At 67.6% G+C, this 17,880-nt stretch carries 22 protein-coding genes and 1 pseudogene; 14 read left to right on the top strand and 9 right to left on the bottom strand.

Annotation, left to right across the window (positions count from 1 at the left end; translation table 11 throughout):
- Window positions 1–62 precede the first annotated feature (62 nt).
- Window positions 63–596: a MarR family transcriptional regulator gene (locus tag AB0B96_RS38660; protein WP_362907008.1), complete on the top strand. Its 534-nt coding sequence runs from the start codon at window positions 63–65 to the stop codon at window positions 594–596.
- Here AB0B96_RS38660 and AB0B96_RS38655 read toward each other — a convergent pair.
- Entirely contained in the window at window positions 556–1,062 is a 507-nt protein-coding gene (locus tag AB0B96_RS38655) for a SigE family RNA polymerase sigma factor (RefSeq protein WP_362907066.1), read from the bottom strand. The two genes, AB0B96_RS38660 and AB0B96_RS38655, sit on opposite strands and share 41 nt — an antisense overlap.
- A gap of 302 nt (window positions 1,063–1,364) precedes the next feature.
- Here AB0B96_RS38655 and AB0B96_RS38650 point away from each other — a divergent pair, with 302 nt between their 5' ends.
- Both AB0B96_RS38650 and AB0B96_RS38645 read left to right on the top strand, forming a co-directional pair.
- Entirely contained in the window at window positions 1,365–2,315 is a 951-nt protein-coding gene (locus AB0B96_RS38650; RefSeq protein WP_362907006.1) for a hypothetical protein, read from the top strand.
- 5 nt (window positions 2,316–2,320) lie between these two features.
- Window positions 2,321–3,166, top strand: a complete 846-nt coding sequence (locus tag AB0B96_RS38645) for a MauE/DoxX family redox-associated membrane protein (RefSeq protein WP_362907004.1) — start codon at window positions 2,321–2,323, stop codon at window positions 3,164–3,166.
- Window positions 3,167–3,285: 119 nt separating this feature from the next.
- On the opposite strand, the gene AB0B96_RS38640 is transcribed toward AB0B96_RS38645, so the two are convergent.
- On the bottom strand, window positions 3,286–4,467 hold the full coding sequence (locus AB0B96_RS38640; protein ID WP_362907002.1) for an ATP-binding protein: 1,182 nt from the start codon (window positions 4,465–4,467) through the stop codon (window positions 3,286–3,288).
- A gap of 471 nt (window positions 4,468–4,938) precedes the next feature.
- On the opposite strand from AB0B96_RS38640, the gene AB0B96_RS38635 reads away from it, so the two are divergent.
- Window positions 4,939–5,742, top strand: a complete 804-nt coding sequence (locus AB0B96_RS38635; protein ID WP_362907000.1) for a M15 family metallopeptidase — start codon at window positions 4,939–4,941, stop codon at window positions 5,740–5,742.
- Between the two features lie 25 nt (window positions 5,743–5,767).
- Here the strand turns inward: AB0B96_RS38635 and AB0B96_RS38630 are convergent, their stop codons facing one another.
- Together AB0B96_RS38630 and AB0B96_RS38625 are read right to left on the bottom strand one after the other, a co-directional pair.
- A complete protein-coding gene (locus AB0B96_RS38630) occupies window positions 5,768–6,178 on the bottom strand; it encodes a VOC family protein (protein ID WP_362907065.1) in 411 nt (136 codons plus the stop codon).
- Between the two features lie 81 nt (window positions 6,179–6,259).
- A pseudogene (locus AB0B96_RS38625) lies at window positions 6,260–6,880 on the bottom strand (DUF4328 domain-containing protein); the annotation flags it as partial.
- A 56-nt stretch (window positions 6,881–6,936) separates the two neighbouring features.
- Here AB0B96_RS38625 and AB0B96_RS38620 point away from each other — a divergent pair.
- Window positions 6,937–7,902 (top strand): NUDIX hydrolase, encoded by a 966-nt coding sequence (locus AB0B96_RS38620; protein ID WP_362906998.1) that lies wholly within the window; start codon window positions 6,937–6,939, stop codon window positions 7,900–7,902.
- 35 nt (window positions 7,903–7,937) lie between these two features.
- On the opposite strand, the gene AB0B96_RS38615 is transcribed toward AB0B96_RS38620, so the two are convergent.
- Entirely contained in the window at window positions 7,938–8,750 is an 813-nt protein-coding gene (locus AB0B96_RS38615) for a PrsW family glutamic-type intramembrane protease (RefSeq protein WP_350942082.1), read from the bottom strand.
- A 140-nt stretch (window positions 8,751–8,890) separates the two neighbouring features.
- Here AB0B96_RS38615 and AB0B96_RS38610 point away from each other — a divergent pair, with 140 nt between their 5' ends.
- From AB0B96_RS38610 to AB0B96_RS38590, 5 genes are all read left to right on the top strand, one after another.
- Window positions 8,891–9,694: a hypothetical protein gene (locus AB0B96_RS38610; protein ID WP_362906995.1), complete on the top strand. Its 804-nt coding sequence runs from the start codon at window positions 8,891–8,893 to the stop codon at window positions 9,692–9,694.
- Window positions 9,695–9,751: 57 nt separating this feature from the next.
- Window positions 9,752–10,174 carry a hypothetical protein gene (locus AB0B96_RS38605; protein WP_362906993.1) on the top strand — a complete coding sequence of 141 codons (423 nt, stop codon included), beginning with the start codon at window positions 9,752–9,754 and terminating at the stop codon, window positions 10,172–10,174.
- A 3-nt stretch (window positions 10,175–10,177) separates the two neighbouring features.
- Window positions 10,178–10,564 carry a hypothetical protein gene (locus AB0B96_RS38600; protein ID WP_350942077.1) on the top strand — a complete coding sequence of 129 codons (387 nt, stop codon included), beginning with the start codon at window positions 10,178–10,180 and terminating at the stop codon, window positions 10,562–10,564.
- Between the two features lie 21 nt (window positions 10,565–10,585).
- Window positions 10,586–10,978: a hypothetical protein gene (locus AB0B96_RS38595; protein ID WP_362906991.1), complete on the top strand. Its 393-nt coding sequence runs from the start codon at window positions 10,586–10,588 to the stop codon at window positions 10,976–10,978.
- 402 nt (window positions 10,979–11,380) lie between these two features.
- Window positions 11,381–12,289 carry an integrase gene (locus AB0B96_RS38590; protein ID WP_362906989.1) on the top strand — a complete coding sequence of 303 codons (909 nt, stop codon included), beginning with the start codon at window positions 11,381–11,383 and terminating at the stop codon, window positions 12,287–12,289.
- Here the strand turns inward: AB0B96_RS38590 and AB0B96_RS38585 are convergent.
- Entirely contained in the window at window positions 12,265–12,804 is a 540-nt protein-coding gene (locus AB0B96_RS38585) for a flavoprotein (RefSeq protein WP_362906987.1), read from the bottom strand. The two genes, AB0B96_RS38590 and AB0B96_RS38585, sit on opposite strands and share 25 nt — an antisense overlap.
- Before the next feature lie 86 nt (window positions 12,805–12,890).
- Between AB0B96_RS38585 and AB0B96_RS38580 the strand changes: the two genes are divergently transcribed.
- Together AB0B96_RS38580 and AB0B96_RS38575 are read left to right on the top strand one after the other, a co-directional pair.
- Complete coding sequence (locus AB0B96_RS38580; protein WP_350942069.1) at window positions 12,891–13,139, top strand: cell division protein SepF; 249 nt, start codon at window positions 12,891–12,893, stop codon at window positions 13,137–13,139.
- Window positions 13,140–13,249: 110 nt separating this feature from the next.
- Window positions 13,250–13,795, top strand: a complete 546-nt coding sequence (locus tag AB0B96_RS38575; RefSeq protein ID WP_362906985.1) for an SMI1/KNR4 family protein — start codon at window positions 13,250–13,252, stop codon at window positions 13,793–13,795.
- 236 nt (window positions 13,796–14,031) lie between these two features.
- On the opposite strand, the gene AB0B96_RS38570 is transcribed toward AB0B96_RS38575, so the two are convergent.
- Entirely contained in the window at window positions 14,032–14,430 is a 399-nt protein-coding gene (locus AB0B96_RS38570) for a nuclear transport factor 2 family protein (protein ID WP_362906983.1), read from the bottom strand.
- A gap of 88 nt (window positions 14,431–14,518) precedes the next feature.
- On the opposite strand from AB0B96_RS38570, the gene AB0B96_RS38565 reads away from it, so the two are divergent.
- Window positions 14,519–15,292 carry a helix-turn-helix transcriptional regulator gene (locus AB0B96_RS38565; protein WP_362906981.1) on the top strand — a complete coding sequence of 258 codons (774 nt, stop codon included), beginning with the start codon at window positions 14,519–14,521 and terminating at the stop codon, window positions 15,290–15,292.
- Between the two features lie 43 nt (window positions 15,293–15,335).
- On the opposite strand, the gene AB0B96_RS38560 is transcribed toward AB0B96_RS38565, so the two are convergent.
- Window positions 15,336–15,878, bottom strand: a complete 543-nt coding sequence (locus tag AB0B96_RS38560; protein ID WP_362906979.1) for a hypothetical protein — start codon at window positions 15,876–15,878, stop codon at window positions 15,336–15,338.
- 334 nt (window positions 15,879–16,212) lie between these two features.
- The gene (locus AB0B96_RS38555) at window positions 16,213–16,887 is read right to left on the bottom strand and encodes a hypothetical protein (RefSeq protein ID WP_362906977.1); all 675 of its coding nucleotides are present in this window, start codon (window positions 16,885–16,887) and stop codon (window positions 16,213–16,215) included.
- A 349-nt stretch (window positions 16,888–17,236) separates the two neighbouring features.
- On the opposite strand from AB0B96_RS38555, the gene AB0B96_RS38550 reads away from it, so the two are divergent.
- Window positions 17,237–17,506, top strand: a complete 270-nt coding sequence (locus AB0B96_RS38550; protein WP_362906975.1) for a hypothetical protein — start codon at window positions 17,237–17,239, stop codon at window positions 17,504–17,506.
- The last annotated feature ends 374 nt before the right edge of the window (window positions 17,507–17,880 follow it).

Genomic DNA, 17,880 nt, shown 5'->3' with positions numbered 1-17,880 from the left:
GATTGCGTCAACAGATTTCTACACGAGAAATATTCCTCTCGTCAACTACTGTCGGGTAGGGTATGACCGTGAACCACTTTGACGACCCCCGGCTGACGGCGATGGGCCTCCTCGCCGAGGTCTACAGCGGCATCGCGGCGAAGTCGCACGAGTCCTTCGCGGCCGCGGGGCTTTCGGAGGTCGACTTCGAGACGTTGGTCAGGCTGGCGCGCTCGCCACAGCGGCGGCTGCGCATGAGCGATCTGGCGGCGCAGACGAGCCTGTCCACGAGCGGGACGACCCGGGTCGTCGACCGGCTGGAGCGCGAGGGCCTGGTCATGAGACAGGCGTGTCCCACCGACCGGCGGGCCTCCTACGCGGCCATCACCGAGACCGGCGTCGACCGGCTCGGCGAGGTCCTCCCGCAACACCTGATCGACATCGAGACCTGGTTCACCGGGCTTCTCCCTCCCGCGGAGCTCGACTCCTTCCTCGCCACCCTCAGGACCATCCGCGACGCCGTACGACCGTGCGCCACCGCGGGGGCCGAGGACTTCCGGCAGGAGCAGGGCGCGCTCATCCCGTCCGATCCAGGTGCCGCGGCTCGGAGGGCGTGAGGTCCCCGCGGAGTTTGGCCATTCCCCGGGAGACCGTGCTCTTGACCGTCCCGATGCTGATCCCCAGGGCCTTGGCGATCTCCGGCTCGGTCATGTCCTCGTAGTAGCGCAGGACGACGGCGGTCCGCATCCGGGTGGGCAGCCGGTCGAGGGCCTGCTCGACACGTTCCGGAAGGTGTTGGCCGCCCGCGGCGACCGGCTCGGGCAGCTCGCCCGACGGATACTCCTCCAGCTTGCGCCGCCGCCACCAGGAGATGTTGATGTTGACCATCGCCCGGCGTACGTATCCGTCCAGGGCGCCGCGGTCCTGGATGCGGTCCCAGGCGAGATAGGTCTTGACCAGCGCCGCCTGCAGCAGGTCCTCGGCGTCGCTCGGATGCCCGGTGAGCCGGTAGGCGGCACGCAGCAGCGCGGGGCCGCGAGCAAGGACATACTCGCGGAACTCCTCGTCGGTCCCGCCGGTCACCGCGATCACCAGCCTGTGCTCCAGGTGCTTAGGTGCCAGAATCGCAGCCCGAACCCATACTGCGGCTGAACCGAAATCTATATTTCATCCATCAAAGGTAAAGATCGGCTTCGATGGGCGATGGAGCACGCAAGAACCATTAGATAGCGGTTTGTTGTGGGGTGGGCACCAATGCGTTCCACCAGGGAGGGGAACTTTAGTACCTGGTTGGACACCTGCCGTGATTATTCGTGGAGCGGACAGCGGGATTCCGCGAAGCGTGTGACGCTGGCTGCGACACCTCGCAGAATTGGGGAGCGACGATGCCCTATCGCAGCGCCGATCGCCGCCGTACGCTGGCTGCCGCCGCGCTTGGCCGGGCCGTCCAGGAACCGGGCCCTCTCCCCTTCGAAGGCGAGTCCTTCCACGCGGTCAGCGGCACCGTCCTCGACGTCAGCCCGCATCTGATCGTCATCGACACCCCGGAGGGCGAGGAGGAGCGGCTCGTCATCGCCCCGTGGGCGACCGCCTGGCGCGGTGAGGCCGTCAGCCCCGCCGACCTCCCCCGGGGGGCCAACGTGATTATCAAGGCGCTGCGGTCCGGCCGGGTCGTGGACCGGATCTGGGCGGACATCACCAGGATCACCGGGGTGATCCAGTCGATCGGTACCGAGGGCAAGGACCACACCGTGGAGCTGTACTGCGGGCCGCACCGCGGGCGGCGCACGATCGTCATCCCCTACCGCTCCTCAGGCCGGCTGCGGGTGAGGCATCCGCGGTTCGAGCCCGGCTATCTGTTCGACGCCATCGGGGTCCGCGAGGACGGTGCGGCGCGGGCGCGGTTGCCCGCGACCTCGCAGCCGCCCTACCGGTGGACGGCCGTACCGCCACCGCCCTCCGGCTACGTCGGCGTGCAGTCGCGGATCTCGGGCACGGCGACCTGGTCGGACACCTTCGACGACGGAGAGCAGGGGGTGGCCTACCCCATGCTGGAGCGGGCCGACACGGCGTGCGACGACACCGGTGTGTCCTGCGCGGGGTTGCCGTACCTGGCGCTGGGGTCGATGCTCAACGTGCGCAACGTGTGCGCCGGGCGCACCTCGCTCCTGCCGATCGTGGCCTGCGGCTGCCTCGCCGGCCGATTCTGTGACCGGTGCCTGGAGTGCGGCACCTCCCCGCGCGGCCGGATTCTGGAACTGTCACCGAGTTCCTTCGTGGAACTCGGCGGAGACCTGACCACCGGGTGCTTCAACGCCCGGCTTGGAATGGGGTGACACGGATGTTGACGACGATCGCCGCCGCACAGCTGCCGGTCGTGTTCGTGCTGCTGGTCGCGGGCACGGTCGCGAAGGTCGGAACGGTCGTACGCGAGACCGAGCCGGGCATGCTGAGCAAGCTGGGGCCGGCCGTGCTGGTGCCCGAGCGCTGGCGCGCGCCGGCGATGCTGTGCTGCGCGTTCGTGGAGTTGTTCCTGGCGAGCGGGCTGCTGCTGACCGGCCATCCGTTCTTCCGGTGGGCGACCGCCGGGTTCTTCGCGGTCTCCACCTACGTCCTGTGGGAGCTGCGGCGTCGCCGTCCGGACGCGGGCTGCGGCTGCTTCGGCGAGGTCAGCGCGCTCCCGGTGGGACGGCGGTCACTCGGCCGCACCATGGTGCTGACGGCGATGTCCCTCGGACTGCTCCTCACCCCGGGGATCTCCGGCTGGGAGTCGACGGCGGATCTGACGTGGACCCACGCGTCGGCCGCGCTCGCGGGGCTGCTGCTGCTCGCCGCGCTCTCACCGGAGATCGAGGAGACGGTCGCGAGGCTCCGCCACCGGGCGCCCTGCGAGCAGCGCCGCCTCGACCCGGCCACCGCGCTCGGACGGCTGCGGTCGAGCGCCGTCTGGCGTTCGCACCTGGGACTGCTGTCGAGCAAGGATCCGGTCGACAGCTGGCGGGAGCTGTGCTGGCGGTTCTTCGTCTATCCCGGCAACAGCCACACGGGCGACCCCGTCGACGTGGTCTTCGCGATCTATCTGAGCGGACGGCACCCGGCGGTGCGGGTCGCCATGGTCGGTCTGGACGGGCGGCCGGTGGCGACGGAGTCTCTGCCGGAATCTCTGCCGATCTCGGCTGGACGCTAGAGAGCCCTAGATTTTCCTAGGGCAGCACGATTGAACTCTATATGGCTCTCTAGCTTCCCCACTAGAGAGCCATATAGAGGGCTAGGGGTTCCCGTACACTATATCGAACAAATGTTCGATCAGATCGGTTGTGACCGCAGGAATTTTCCGAAGTGCGGAACGGTGAACGCGATCAGCCCGCGTTCCGCGCTGTAGATGAGGCCCTTCTTGATGAGGCTGTCGCGGGCCGGGGAGAGGCTCGACGGCTTGCGGCCGAGCCCTTCGGCCACCTCGGCGGTGGCGACGGGCTCGTCGCCGATGGCGGCCATGGCGTGCATGTAGTCGCGCTCGGCGGGGGTGGCCCGCTCGTAGCGGCTGCCGAAGAACCCGACCGCGAGCTCCTCCTCGGCCTCCGGCGCGGAGACCCTGATGTCATCGGCGGTGATCGGGCTGCGCAGCGCCAGGTCCCAGGCGACCTTGCCGTACGCCTGGACGAAGTAGGGGTAACCGTCGGCGGCCACATAGAGGGCGTCGAGGGCGTCCTGGGTGAACTCCACGCCCTCGCTCTCGGCCGGGGCGATGAGCGCGAGGTCGGCCGCCTCCCGGTCGAGGCGATCGATCCTCGCGTAGCGGAAGAGGCGCTCGGAGTAACTCTTGCTCGCCGAGAGCACGCTGGGCAGGTGCGGCAGCCCGGCGCCGACCACGATCAGCGGGCCGCCGCTCTGGGAGAGCTCGTGGCAGGCCGCGCAGAGCGCCGAGACGTCGGGGGCCTGCACGTCCTGCATCTCGTCGATGAACAGGGCGATGCCGACCCCCAGGTCGGTGGCGACCGCGGCGGCGTCGACGAACAGCTCGGTGAGGTCGATCTCCAGGTCTCCGGAGTCGGCCCGCCCCCGGCCCGCGGGCACGTCGATCGCGGGCGACCAGTGTGAGGTGCCCTTGGCCGCGGACGGGTCGCGCATCGCGAACGCTTTGAGCACGCCGAGGAACTCCTCGATGCGCTCGGGCGCCCGATGTCTCGGGGCGAGCTCTCTGATCGCCATGTGCAGGGCGGCGGCCACCGGACGCCGGATCGACTGGTCGGGTCTCGCCTCGATCTTGCCGGTGCCCCACAACCGCTGCATGGCCATCGACTTGAAGGTGTTGAGCAGAACGGTCTTGCCCACGCCGCGCAGCCCGGTGACCACCATGCTGCGCTCGGGGCGCCCTCTGGCCACCCGTTCCAGGACGATCTCGAACTGCTGCAGCTCGCGGTCGCGGCCGGCGAGCTCCGGGGGGCGTTGTCCGGCACCGGGAGCGTAGGGATTGCGCACGGGGTCCACGCTCTCGGACTTTATGACGGGATATAGCGGCCTGCTTAGAATTCCGTAGAAAGCGCTACGGCGTGTCGCGCCGCCCTCCGCCGACGGGCGAGGGAGCGGGGGGCGCGTCGTCGACGGCACCGCGAGCGTCGCCATGGCACACCCCTCACCTGGGAGAACGTCAGACCGAACCCGTGTTCGATCCCGTGCCCATGACTGTAGCGCGGGTTCGAACACAGGCGCGATACGTTTCGATGAAAAGCCTCCCCAAGGAATGTGGGCCCCCACGCCAAGCGACCACAAATCCGGCCGTAAGCGGCACCCCCTCGAAGAACACCCCCTCGGAGAACGTCGCCGGGATCGGGGCCTGACCGCCGGAGCCTACGATCGACCACGGGTGGATCGCCGCCGCAGCCACCTCCCACCCCGGGCGGGCCGGTCGCCTACAATAGCTTTTTGTCGCTTTTGTCCGTTTTTCTGAGGAGGCGGCACGTGTCAGGTTCCCGATTCATGATCCGTACGCGGGCCGTGCTCGCGGCGACCGCCGGCTGCCTGGCGGCGGCCGCGTGTGGCCCGGCCACCTCCCAGCCCGCCCCGGCCGCGCCCCCGGCCACCTCCGCGCCGATCTCGGCGTCCTCGCCCTCCACCGGGGTGACCCCCCCGGAGCCGTCCGCCGCGACGCCGACGGCCGGCCCGTCCACCACGGTGTCGCCGACCCCGACAGGCCCGCCGGAGTTCGCCGCGAAGATCTCCCGGGTCGCCCGTGAACGGCTCGAACACTCGTGGCGGCCCGGATGCCCGGTCCCGGTCGGCGACCTGCGGCTGATCACGATGACCTACTGGGGCTTCGACGACAAACCACACACCGGCGAGCTGGTCGTGAACAAGGACGTCACCGACGACATCGTCTCCGTCTTCCGTCGCCTGTACGACTGGCGCTGGCCGATCCGCAGGATGGAGCTCGTCGACGTCTACAAGGCCAGCGACTTCGCCTCCATCGAGGCCGACAACACCTCGGCCTTCAACTGCCGCCCCGTGGAGGGGACGAGCAACTGGTCCAAGCACGCCTACGGCCGGGCGATCGACATCAACCCGCGCGAGAACCCGTACGTGTACGCCAACGGCTCGGTGTCGCACAAGAACGCCCGCGAGTTCGCCGAGCGCCCGCTGAAGGCTCCCGGGGTGATCAACCCAGGTGACCGCGTGGTCAGGGCCTTCGAGCAGAAGGGCTGGGAGTGGGGCGGCTCCTGGTCAGGCGCCAGGGACTACCAGCACTTCGCGAAGGGCGGGAGCTGAGCCCGGCACACCGAGCAGGGCCGGGCTAGCCGTACGCCGGGGAGACGTCGGCGGGCTGGAGCAGGTCCCAGCGGTTGCCGTACAGGTCCTGGAAGACGACGACCTGGCCGTACGGCTCACTGCGCGGGGCCTCCTCGAAGACGACGCCCGCCGCCAGCAGGCGTTCGTAGTCGCGGAGGAAGTCGTCGGTGTGCAGGAACAGGCCGACCCTGCCGCCGGTCTGGTCGCCGACCCTCGCCTCCTGCTCAGGACCGTTGGCGCGTGCGAGCAGCAGCGCCGTCTCCCCGGCGCCGCGCGGACGGACGGTCACCCAGCGCCTGCCGTCGCCCAGCGGCGTGTCCTCCAGGAGTTCGAAGCCAAGGACGTTCAGGTAGAAGCCGATGGCCTCGTCGTAGTCGCGTACGACGACGGTGGTGAGACCGAGGTAGGAACCCACCGGTGGCTCCTGCCTCTTCAGGGGGCCTCTTCCCGCGGGCAGGCCGGCACGGGCGCTCTCCTGAAGGTTGGTGATCTTCAGGATGACCCGGGCGGCGAGCAGGCCTGCGGCGATCGGCAGCAGGACGCAGGCGACGAGGACGGCGGTCTCCGCAACGGTCATGCCCGCGTACCCCAGAGGTACGGACGCCGCCTCCATCACCGCCCACGCCAGCCATGTCAGCCACCACGCCCAGACCAGACCCGAGCGGCGCCCCCGGTACCGGTAGAGGTCGGTTCCCGGCCGCAGCCCGCCGGGCCTTGAGGTGGTCAGGATGTCGTCGACGAGCCCCTTAGGGACGAACAGGTTGACGAGGGGGGCGATCCATCCGAACACCAGGAACGGCGTGGCGTACCTGTGGAGAACACCGGGAGAGATCGCGTACGCGTTGGCCCGGGCGCGGAACGACCAGCACATGAAGGCGATGCCCGCCGCCAGTTGGAGGGCCAGGAAAAGAAGGAGGATCGGGGAGAGGAGCAGCGCGAACACGGCGTTCCACTCGTCGGCCGCCCGCCACGACCAGCCCTCCCGGTAGAGGAGCCGAAGCACCGAGGTCCCCGCGGCGAAGACCGAGTTCAGTGCGATCAGGGTGAGGGCCACGGTCGCGAACGCGCGGACCGGCCGCAGGACGCGAACAGGTGCGAAACGCGCGCTCGGATACATGCGAGTCCTTCAACGAGGATCAAAACGGCAAGTATGCCGGATCATGACATGGCAGCATGAACGATTTTTACCTGCCGGCCGTCCCCTCCATCCCCGGCGTCTCCCTGATCGGCCGGGGGCGGAGAATCCTCAAGCATGCCCTGGGACATCATGAAGTCATGACGGCGAGGGATGGGGACGGTTGGGCCCGGTGCGATCTCGGGCACCGGCACTGGGGGGTGTACGGCGCGGCCGGTCTGCTCGCCGTCCACCACGACCCCGCGGACGGGCCCCGCGTCCTGATGCAGAAGCGCGCCGCGTGGAGCCACCACGGCGGCACCTGGGGACTGCCGGGCGGCGCCCGCGACAGCCACGAGGACACGATCGAGACCGCGCTGCGCGAGGCCTTCGAGGAGGCCGCGCTGGACGGTACCGATCTACGGGTCCAGGGCGTCTACCTCGACGACCACGGCGGCTGGTCCTTCGAGACCGTGATCGCCGAGGCCTCCGAGCTGCTGCGCGTGGTCCCCGCCAGCGCCGAGAGCGACGACCTGCGCTGGGTCCCCACCGAGGAGATCACCGCGAGGGAGCTCCACCCCGGCTTCGCCGCGACCTGGCCGGTCGTCGGCCTCGCGCTCACCCCCTCCCTCGTCGTCCTCGACATCGCCAACATCGTGGGCGCCCGCGCCGAACACGGCTGGTGGAGGGATCGCGCGGGGGCGGCGTCCAGACTGCTCGCCGAGATCGGCGCGAGCGCCGGCGACGGCCGGTTGACCGTGCCCGGCCGTACGCCGACGCTGGCACGCTGGTTTCCCAGGCTGACCGCGATCGTCGAGGGAGCCGCCCGCGGCGTCACCTCCGTACCCGGCGTCCGGGTGATCGCCGCGCCGGGGAGCGGGGACGACGCCGTCGTCCAGGCCGTACGGGACGCGCGGCCGTGGGAGCACGTCCTGGTCGTCACCGCCGACCGAGGACTGCGCGAGCGGGTCACGGAACTGGGCGCCGAGGTCACCGGGCCTCGGTGGCTGCTGGCACAGCTCTGACCCAGCGGATCAGCGCGGGACTCCGACCCCGCGGATCAGGCGCGGGACGGTTCCGGTTCCAGGGGCGGCACCGGTTTCAGATCTCGGGTGGCCCGGTGGAACAGCCAGTAGCTCGTCACGGCGGTGGCGATGAAGAACAGCCTCGCCGGCCGGGGGATGTCCAGGATGAGCAGGCCGTCGCTGAGCGAGTGGAGCATGGCCGCCGTGACGAAGGCGACGACGATGGGCAGGGCGACGACGGCGCGCCCCCGGACCTCCCAGACGCCGAAGGCCACCGCGCAGACCAGGCCCGTCCAGACGAGGTGGCTGAAGGGGGTGCTGAGGCCGCGCAGGAGAAGGACCGTGCCCGCGCCCATGGCACCGTCGTGGTTGGCGACGCTCTTCCAGGCGTAGGCCATCGACTCCATGATCGCGAACCCGGTCGCGCACGCCAGGCCGAGTGCGATCCCCGCGGCCTTGGTGAGGTGGCGGCCGGTGAGCGCGACCGCGAGGGGCGGGACAAGTTTCGCGGGTTCCTCGATCCAGCCGACCCGCAGGATCGAGGTGCTGTTCTTCTCGGAGATGAGAAGCGCGTCGAAGTAGCCGCCGAGCAGGAGCGCGACGCCCCCGCCGAACATGAACATGCTCGCCAGCGTCATGGCCGGCACGCTGGTGGCGATGTGGATACGGTCGTGGACGGCGAGCAGGAGCGCGATGGGCCCGGCTGCCGCCCCGTAGAAGAAGGCCGCGGGCAGGACGGCCTGGTTACCGGCCACCTGCATCATGGTGATGAGCGAGAAGGACAGAACGATCAGGGCGATCCACGCCTTGAACCATCGATGCCGATAGAAGCGCAAATGGTCTCGCATGGTAGGTAATTTCCCAGTAGGTTTGCCCTAGATTCGGGCGATTTGTCGATGTTTACCTAAATGTCGACTCCAGCGCGATCACCGGACCGATGACGTGGTCAGCCGAGAGCTGCGAGCGTTATGATCACTTTTATCCGCTCTTGCCAGCCCCCCGGAGACCGCACGTGGGCTACCCGCCGCAGTACGGCCAGCCGCCACGTGGCGAGACAGGACGCGGGCTGGCCGCGATAGTCATCATGGCCGTCGGGGTGGCCATCGGGGCCCTCATCACCGTTCTCACGGTGCTCAACCCGCCCTCGTCACCGCCGAGCACATCCCCGACAGGCGGCGGCGAGCACTCGGAGGTCTCGGTCCGCCAGGCCGTCCAGCCGGCACTCGACGCCTACAGCAGCGGGTTGTACGGCGACTTCTGGGACCTGTGGACCGTCGAGGCGCAGGGGCTCATCGCGCGGGAGGAGTATGTGAGGCTGTTCGAGATCTGCCCGCCGCCCGTGACGAACTCCCCGCTCACCATCTCCACCGTCACGATCACCGGAGACAGCGCCAAGGTCGAGGCGGCCAGGCTCGGCGAGACGACGGAGTTCGGCTTCGTCTTCGAGAGCAGTGCGTGGCGGTACGAACCGTCGCCCGAGGAGCGGCTCACCTACCAGGCTCCGGTCGACCAGATAGCCGCGCAGCGGCGGGCCCTGGGACTCTGCGGCGCGACCACCCCCAGCCCCGGCGCGACCGCCCCCACCGATCCCACTGCTCCCACCGCTCCTACGAACCCCGGTGATCCCTCCGTTCCTACGAATCCCGGCGATCCTTCCGCCCCCACGAACCCCGGCGATCCTTCCACTCCTACGAATCCCGGCGATCCTTCCGCTCCCTCCGGCCCCACGAACCCCGGTGATCCTTCCGCTCCTACGAATCCCGACATTCAACCGCCGGGGTTCCAGCAGTGATGACCTTTGATGCAGAAGTGCTGCCATAATCCGCAATTCGCAGCTACTGTCGAACGCATGGCCCACTCCATGCCGGCATGGCGAGACGGCACAGGATCGGAAAAACCATCATCAAATGATCACGATGGCGCCAGACAAGAATCGGATTCGGTTCCGCTGTGGCTGGCGCACCTTCAGCTCAGAGAAGGGCAAAAGGAAATCAGCGCACCGGTTTCTGATACAGCTATCACCATAGAGCTGGATAAAGCGGATTATGAGGCGCTTTCCCGTAAGGCGCGGCTGACCGGAAACCGCCTCGCCGACGTGATCCACGCGGCCCTCCAGAGAGAGATCGGCAACAAACCCCACGTGATCACTCTGATGCGCCGCTGGAACCTGCATCGCGATGACCTCGACACGGCGGCCGACTCCCTCGGGGTCGACCAGCTCTCCGAGGCGGAGTGGGGCCAGATCGGCATTCGTCGCTTCCGGAGGCGCTGAGCCATGCTTCCCGGTCGAGTGCTCGACGTGAGCGCACTGGTCGACATCGCGGTGGCGAAGACCGAATACTCGCGCAGCGTCGCGGCCATGTGTCTCTTCCGTGGCGGCGGGATATGCGTCCCGGCGACCAGTCTCGCGGCCGTCCTGTCCATCTCCCCGATCTCGACCCAGGTGGAGCTGTTCGAGCTCGTCACGACACCCGGCGTGAAGATCGACGACTTCACCCACGGGAAGGTCGGGGACATCGCGGAGATCCTCGACGGATCGCGCGACATCACGGCCGGACACGTCGTCTGGTGTGCCCGCGCCACCAAGTGGCCCATCCTCACCGATCGCGGGGCGGAGCTCGTCCAGTACGACCAGAACATCGAGATCGATCCCCTGCCCTGACCCGCTCCCCGGCCGGGTGACGTGGCCGAGCGGCGCGCCGGCATGGCGGCCACCGCCGACCGTACGGACCCGAACCTCGGCAGGGGCCTTACATTCATACCTTTTCAGTCAAAAATGATGCCAAATATCGTCATACGCACGATCGATTTTCCGGGCCGCGGCTTTCACACTGGAAGAGTGACATTCCAGATGAGGCGCATCAAATTGGAGATTCCTGACGGACCGGAATATGACCAGGTGCGCGATATGCACGGTCACGCGGTCACGGTGTTCGCGTCCACGGAGATCAACGGCGAACGTTCCCTGAAAATCGGCAGCAGAACCCTGCTGCTGAGGAAGGTGGGCGAGGACGAGGACGAGGAGGGACCGCTGGACGTCTACCGGGCCGAGTCCATTTCCGAACCCTCGTACTGACCTCCGCCCCCTCTGAGGGTCCATCCCCACCGAGGATCCACCCTCTCCGATGGTCCGTCCCGCGCCCCGGATCCCGGTCGCCGCGCTCCGGTGTCCCATCCCCGGCGTCTCCGTGCCCTGGTTTTTCCGTGCCCGGCTCATCTGCCTCGCTCGTCCCCGCACCGGTGCGCCTACCTCGAAGGACCGGTGACGCCCTGCCCCGGATCCACGAATCGCCGTACGGGACGCCCTGGAGGCCTGAGGATGTGCCACGGCGGTAAGCCGCGGAATACGTCCCGCGCGAAGTGCACGCGAGAGTACGCCGCGGACGTCCCCCGCGGAGTGAGTGGGAGTACGCCGTTCCAACCGGGGAACTCGTGAGGGAAACGCGCACGCCCGTCCAGCACGAGGAGCTCCGACCCGATGCGCATCACCTTCGCCACCGAAGCGGCACCCGGCAGGCAGAACGCGGACGCCGACAAAACCACGGACGCCGCAGGTATCACGGACACCCTGGACAGCGCGGACAGCGCGGACAGCGAAGACAACGAGGACTTCTTCGGGGCGACCCCGGACGCCTACGTCCTCCTCGACGGCGCCGGCACCCCCGCGGGGGCGGAGACCGGATGCGTTCACGGCGTCGGCTGGTACGTACGCTCCCTGGGCTCGACCCTCCTCGCGGGCATGACGCAGGACACGGGAACGCTCACGGAGATACTCGCGAACGGCATAAAAGCCGTCGCCTCCCTCCACCACTTCCTCTGCGACCTCACCCACCCCGGATCGCCGTCCGCCACAGTGATCATGGTCCGCCGTATGGCGGGCAACCTGGACTTCCTCGTCCTGTCGGACTCCGTCCTCCTCCTGGACGTGGTCGGCGAGCAGGAGCCGACGGTCGTCTGTGACGACCGGGTGAACCGGATCGGCAGGGCGCATCGGTCGGCCATGGACAGCCTCGCCCACGGAAGCGCCGAGCACGTGACCGCGCGCCGGGAGTACGTGGAGACCATGCGGGACCACCGCAACCGCGAAGGCGGCTTCTGGATCGCCGCCGTCGACCCGCTCACCGCCGAACGGTCGCTCACCGGCACGCTCCCCGCCGACCGGGTCCGGGCGGCCGCCCTGCTCAGCGACGGAGCCTCCCGGCTCGTCGACCTGTTCGGGCTGACCACCTGGCGCGAGGCCCTCGACATCCTCGAACGCTCAGGACCCGGCGAGCTGATCCGCAGGGTCCGCGAGGCGGAGGACACCGATTCCGACGGCTCCCGCTGGCCCCGGACGAAAACCCACGACGACGCGACGGCCGCCTACTGCCTGTTCGACCGAGGGTAAGCCTGTTTCCCCGAGATCTCCTGGAGAGCGAGGGCCCATTCGTCTCCGGTGTCGGCCGGGTCGGGTCCGGAAGGGCTGGGCAGGACGCGGACGCCTTCGGCCCTGAGGCCCTCGACGCTCCGGCGGAACGGCGCGCGTGTGGCGAGAGCGTCGTTGACGAAGGGAAGGACGACCACGGGGATGCCGAGGCCGGGTGCCTCGGCGAGGAGGCCGAGGGCGTAGGTGTCGGCGATGCCCTGGGCGAACTTGTTGACGGTGTTGTAGGTGGCGGGGGCGACGATGATCGCGTCGGCCCTGGGCGGCTTGGGCTCGTCCGGCCTTCGATACCGGCTGCGGACGGGACGTCCGGTCTGCCGTTCCAGGGCGGGGACGTCGATGAAGTCCAGCGCGGACGGGGTCGCGACGACCTGGACGACCCAGCCCTCGTCCAGGGCGAGGGCGACGAGACGGCCGACGTCCCGGGCGGCGCCCGCCGCGCACACGATGACGTACAGAAGCCTGCCGGACTCGGTCACGCGATCACTCCCGGGTACGCGACATATTCGCGGGTTCCAAGCAGAAGACACCTTGACGGCTGTGACGGACGGTGGAGACTTGTCCGGTGGTCAAAACACTACGTCCCCAGAACTACAACGAGGCGATCTACGTCGGACACTTCTTCCGTACGGGCATGCCCGTGGTGATGGACCTCAACGGGCTCACGGACGACGAGGCGAAACAGTTCGTCGACTTCGCCGCCGGCCTGGTGTTCGGCAGAGGCGGGGACATGGACCGGCTGTCCCCCAAGGTCTTCCTGCTGATGCCTCACGGACTGGGCAATCGGGTGCCCACCGTCGAAGAGGCACCGTAGGCAGGTCGGCTTCAACCTTCTCCCATACTTCGTCTCACGCGCCGGAGAGGCGACTCGGGACGGCTCTCGATCAGGGGAATCTGTCGTGGGCGGATGGCAGGATCGTCGCCGTGACAGACATCGACGACCTCCTCCGGCGCGTGTTCACGAAGGCGAGCGCGAGCGAAGAACGACTGCCTCCCGCCGCGACGGAGGAAGAGGTCGCGCGGGCGGAGAACATCCTGGGTTTCGGGCTTCCTCCGCTGTTCGCACGGCTCTATCGGGAGGTGGCCGACGGCGGCTTCGGCCCCGAATACCAGCTCTTCCCGCTCCTGGGAGAGGGCCGCACCGCCGTGAGCGTCTACCACGAGGAACGCGCGGCCTCAGGGCCTGGCGAGAAGGCGTACTGGCCGGCGGAGGTCCTGCCGATCCTGGACTGGGGCTGCGGCATGTACGCCGCGATGGACTGCCGGACCCCTGCGGGCACGATACTGCTCTTCGAGCCGAACGGAATCGAAGACGACTGGCACGACGCATGGTACGTCGACTCCGAGAGCCTGCCCGACTGGCTTGAGACCTGGGTCTCGGGAACCGGCTGGTACGAGGAGGACTCCGAAGAAGAGGGTGGGATGCGGCGATGGGAGGCCGCTCGGCGGCGCCTGGCGGAGAAGAGCTGACCTGCCGTTCATCCCGCAAGCTCGTCTTCCGACGCTCCCGGAGCCCTCGGCCGCGTACGGCACGCCCCTTCGAGGCCCGGGCCGCGCACGGCGCGCCTTTTCGAGGCCCGGGCCGCGTACTGTGCGCCTCTCCCTCGATCCTGGCGTGACGCGGAGATGTGCGACCCACCCCGCTCAGCCCGAACGCGACATTGTCGCGGCGCGGGCCATCGACCGGCATGCCGTACGGTCGGCGATCAGCGAATCTCCCACCACTTCAGGTTGGCGGCCGCGTGGGAGGTCGGCTCGATGATCTCCCACGCCTCGGCGATCAGACCGTCGTCGAGCCGCCAGATGTCGACGACCGTGATCTCCGGCCCGGCACCGGGCAGCCGGCGCCGCGAATGCATCACGACGTGTTCGCCGTCGGCCAGCACGTGCTGGATCTCGACCTGCATGCCGGCGAGCGGGACGAGCGCGGCGCCCACGGCGGCCAGCCATTCCGGCTTCGTCCGGGAGGTCGCGTCCGGCCGGTGGTGCAGGAAGTCGTCACTCAGCAACGGCGCGAGCGCGTCGACGTCACCGGTCGCGACCAGCGCCGTCAGCGCCTGCTGGACGATGCTCTTGTTGTCGTAAGCCATGTTCTGCGTGGTCATGGGCAGCAGTGTTTCCACCTTCCGGGAAGATTGTCGATGAAATCCCATTTCATGGCGCCCGGCTGTTCGATGAGTAGCATCGACGTCCATGTACACGGTGGGTGAACTGCTGCGGCAGTGGCGGCATCGCCGGCGACTCAGCCAGCTGGACCTCGCGATCGCCGCCGACGTGTCGGCTCGTCACGTCAGCCTGGTGGAGACCGGCAAGTCCCACCCGAGCACCGAGATGATCCTGCGGCTGGCCGAGCAGCTCGACGTGCCATTACGTGAGCGCAACCGGCTGCTGCTGGCCGCCGGCTTCGCGCCCCGCTATGCCGAGCGACCGCTCGATCAGCAAGCGCTGGCGGCGGCCTGGAGCGCGATCGAACGGGTGCTGCGCGCGCATGAGCCGTATCCGGCACTGGCCGTCGACCGCCGATGGAACATCGTGATGCGCAATCGCGCCATCGCCCCGTTCCTCACCGACGTCGCCCCCGACCTGCTGACCCCGCCGATCAACATGGTGCGGCTGGGATTGGATCCGCGCGGCCTCGCTCCGCACATCGTCAACCTCGCGCAGGTGCGTGCGGTGCTGCGCATCCGGATCACACGACAGCTTGCCACGGCTCCCGACCCCGAGCTCACCGCACTCTACGAGGACCTCCTCGCCCCCCACCCGGAGGACGCGAGCCAGCCGGTCGAGTCCGAGATCGCCATCCCAATGATCTTCAACTTCGGCGGGCGGGAACTGCGACTGTTCTCGACGACCACCACCTTCGGCACTCCGATGGACATCACCCTGGACGAGGTCGCGATCGAGTCCTACTACCCGACGGACGCCGAGAGCGCCGCCTACTTCACCTCACCCGACATCGGCGTATAGCACCCCTGGCAACCCGGTCGCAGGGGAAGCTATTGGGAACGAGTTATGAGGCGAGCAGATCGAAATGGAAACCGACGATCAGTAGTGCGGCCGCCACAATACGGATGTGAACCGCGCGGGGATGCGTGAAAATCGTAGGCAGCTTCGCGCACACCTTGTCGATGACAAGTACGGTTCCTGCTATGGCCAGGGGGAGCAGAAAGCACAGCGCGACGATGGCGACAATCCTGAGGAGGCCGACGAACACATCCAAGCCGGAGACAGCAACCGGTACGGGAATGTCGATGCTCCATACGAGGTCCCATATGGCGACCCAGCTGAACGCCATGACAAACGAGGCAACCGAAAACGAATATATCAACGCGTGGCTCCAGAGAGCCTGAACGAGGGCGTGTAGCCGACCTGCGAACGACGTGAGACGCTCGGGACCCGCGATGTCGAGCAGGATCGTCATACCGCTGACGAAGGCCGCGATTTTCCCGGCCCTGCCCCACCAGATCATCGGCAGGCCGAACATGTCGTTTCCCAAGGTGGACCTGCCGTTCAGCCACATCTGCCACGCCTCGAAATAGCCTATGTCCGCCACGATCGGAGCGTATGACCTGCCTTACCTCCTGGCCAGTGCCTCGCTTCGATGCACTCGAGGACGGAGCAGCAAGGGGACGGCGGAGAAATGGGGGAATGAGGTGTTATCGGATGCATATGTCCGAATAATCCAGGGAATATTCAGGCTAACTCAGAGCCGACTTCCTTGCCAATCCAAAAGCCCGGCTGTTCAGATCCACCCAAGTCAACCGTCCTCCATTCCCGTACCCCTCACTCAACGGCTGCGTCGATGGCCGCCGGTGCTTACGAATCCGACGGCGACCTACACATGACGCACCGACCTTGGGTCGGACCGCGCCGGCCTGACCGGCGTTTTACCGGCCGAGTGCGAATCCTCCGGTCATGGCCACGGCCATGACAGCTACCAGTACGCCCGTGCCGATCTTCATCGCCCTGGATTCCACCAGGATGCCGATGGAGAACAGCAGTATGGCCGGGATGACCAGGACGACACTCATCACCGGCATGACTCTCCATACGCCTCGGGTGCCGGTAGGGATGGCAAGGTCTCCCTCCGTGCTGATCGCGGCCGGAAATATCTCGCCTGCCTTTGTCTCCGCCACGGTCTGGATGACAATCGGTGCTCTGGCCGGGTCCTCGAACACGAACCGGACCTTGCAGTCGTATTGGGTGGCGGCGCGGCGTGCCCTCCGATACTCACGGCAGGATAGGACGGTCGCGGTCCCGGGTTCGCCTTCCATGCCGAGCGCCGTCCGCACGTCGGGCACGGTGGAGTCGATGATGAGGACCGGAAATCCCACCAGCGCGAAGAGCAGCATAAGCATCCCCAGCCCAACGAACAGGTTCGCGCCGATCTCGCCGGTCCTCCGAGCCGTCGAGGAAGAGCCGTTCGTGTTGAGGTGCTGCTCCTGCGCCTTCGCGTGTGCTCGGGCAGCCTCCCGTCGCCGCTGAGCCCGCGCCCCCTCGCGCGCTCGGGCCGCTTCCCATCGCTGCCGTCTGTTACGGCGCTCCCGCGTCGTCTTCCCCATGATCGGATCATGGACGGCGGCACTTAAGGACAGGTTGCAACCGAATGGGACGGATGAAAGGAAAAGTATGCGGGGTGCGGCGTCAGCACCCTCGTGTATCGGTCCACCGCCCATCAACATCAAAACGGTGAATGGGGGAACCCTGCCCGCGTCGCATCGCTATCGCCACTGGGCGTTCCGTTGTCGATCAGGCCCCATCTCGCTCCGCTCTCGCCCTGTGGGGACGTCCCCCCAGGACGTCCTCTCCACCGCAGCTTGAGCATCCTCGGGACGGTACCAACTGTCGGCCGTCGGCATAAATCGAGAAGGTGATGCCGTGGAGGACTACAAACGCGCTCTCATTGGCCAAATGGCTGCGCGACTTGACCTGTACGACTCGGATGGAATCTCCTTACCCAAGCTGGCCGAGGACCTTCGCGGCCTGTTCGAAGCCGCCGATCCGCGCGAGTTGAGCATCAGGGACTCGTTCGAAGAACTGTGGGGCGAACTCGACGCCGAGAGCGAACTCAGGACGGAAGTATGGGCACCTCCCGGCCTCGCCGATGACGCCCACCTGCGCGAGATCCTCCATCGGCTGCGCTCCTGGATCGAGGGTGCGGCCTCACTTTCTAATCCGTAGATCCTCGAACAATCTCCAGGAACGTTCAAAGCCGTTCGTTCTGCTGATCGTCAGGGCTCCGGCCGTTCGGGGCTGTTCAGTCCAGTCCATGATCGCCCGCCTGGATAGCTCCCAAGGTGACTCCCGTAAGGCGAACGGATCACCTCGCCGAGCTGCTCCGGCCCTGATGAACCCTTGGTGCACGAGACGGACGGGCCACCTACCTACCAGTCGCTGACCTCCCAGATGTACCAGGGGCCGTCGATGTGTTCGTAGGTGCCAGGTCCGTCGATGTCGTACGGATCACTGAACGTATTTCATCCTGATTCGCGGGCTTGGAGAGCGAAGATGGCTTTGATGAGCTGACCTGCGCGAAGGGGGCAACAGCGTAGTTT

This window comes from Streptosporangium sp. NPDC049046 (assembly GCF_040649155.1).
GTDB lineage: Bacteria > Actinomycetota > Actinomycetes > Streptosporangiales > Streptosporangiaceae > Streptosporangium.
This window is presented reverse-complemented; position numbering and strand designations above follow the sequence as displayed.

Bases quoted from the DNA above. Each gene is read 5' to 3' on its own strand.
- AB0B96_RS38590 (WP_362906989.1), top strand. From the start codon at position 11,381: ATGCGCATCACCTTCGCCACCGAAGCGGCACCCGGCAGGCAGAACGCG.
- AB0B96_RS38650 (WP_362907006.1), top strand. From the start codon at position 1,365: ATGCCCTATCGCAGCGCCGATCGCCGCCGTACGCTGGCTGCCGCCGCG.
- AB0B96_RS38660 (WP_362907008.1), top strand. From the start codon at position 63: ATGACCGTGAACCACTTTGACGACCCCCGGCTGACGGCGATGGGCCTC.
- AB0B96_RS38555 (WP_362906977.1), bottom strand. From the start codon at position 16,887: ATGGGGAAGACGACGCGGGAGCGCCGTAACAGACGGCAGCGATGGGAA.
- AB0B96_RS38620 (WP_362906998.1), top strand. From the start codon at position 6,937: ATGAACGATTTTTACCTGCCGGCCGTCCCCTCCATCCCCGGCGTCTCC.
- AB0B96_RS38600 (WP_350942077.1), top strand. From the start codon at position 10,178: ATGCTTCCCGGTCGAGTGCTCGACGTGAGCGCACTGGTCGACATCGCG.
- AB0B96_RS38645 (WP_362907004.1), top strand. From the start codon at position 2,321: ATGTTGACGACGATCGCCGCCGCACAGCTGCCGGTCGTGTTCGTGCTG.
- AB0B96_RS38605 (WP_362906993.1), top strand. From the start codon at position 9,752: ATGGCCCACTCCATGCCGGCATGGCGAGACGGCACAGGATCGGAAAAA.
- AB0B96_RS38570 (WP_362906983.1), bottom strand. From the start codon at position 14,430: ATGACCACGCAGAACATGGCTTACGACAACAAGAGCATCGTCCAGCAG.
- AB0B96_RS38615 (WP_350942082.1), bottom strand. From the start codon at position 8,750: ATGCGAGACCATTTGCGCTTCTATCGGCATCGATGGTTCAAGGCGTGG.
- AB0B96_RS38550 (WP_362906975.1), top strand. From the start codon at position 17,237: ATGGCTGCGCGACTTGACCTGTACGACTCGGATGGAATCTCCTTACCC.
- AB0B96_RS38565 (WP_362906981.1), top strand. From the start codon at position 14,519: ATGTACACGGTGGGTGAACTGCTGCGGCAGTGGCGGCATCGCCGGCGA.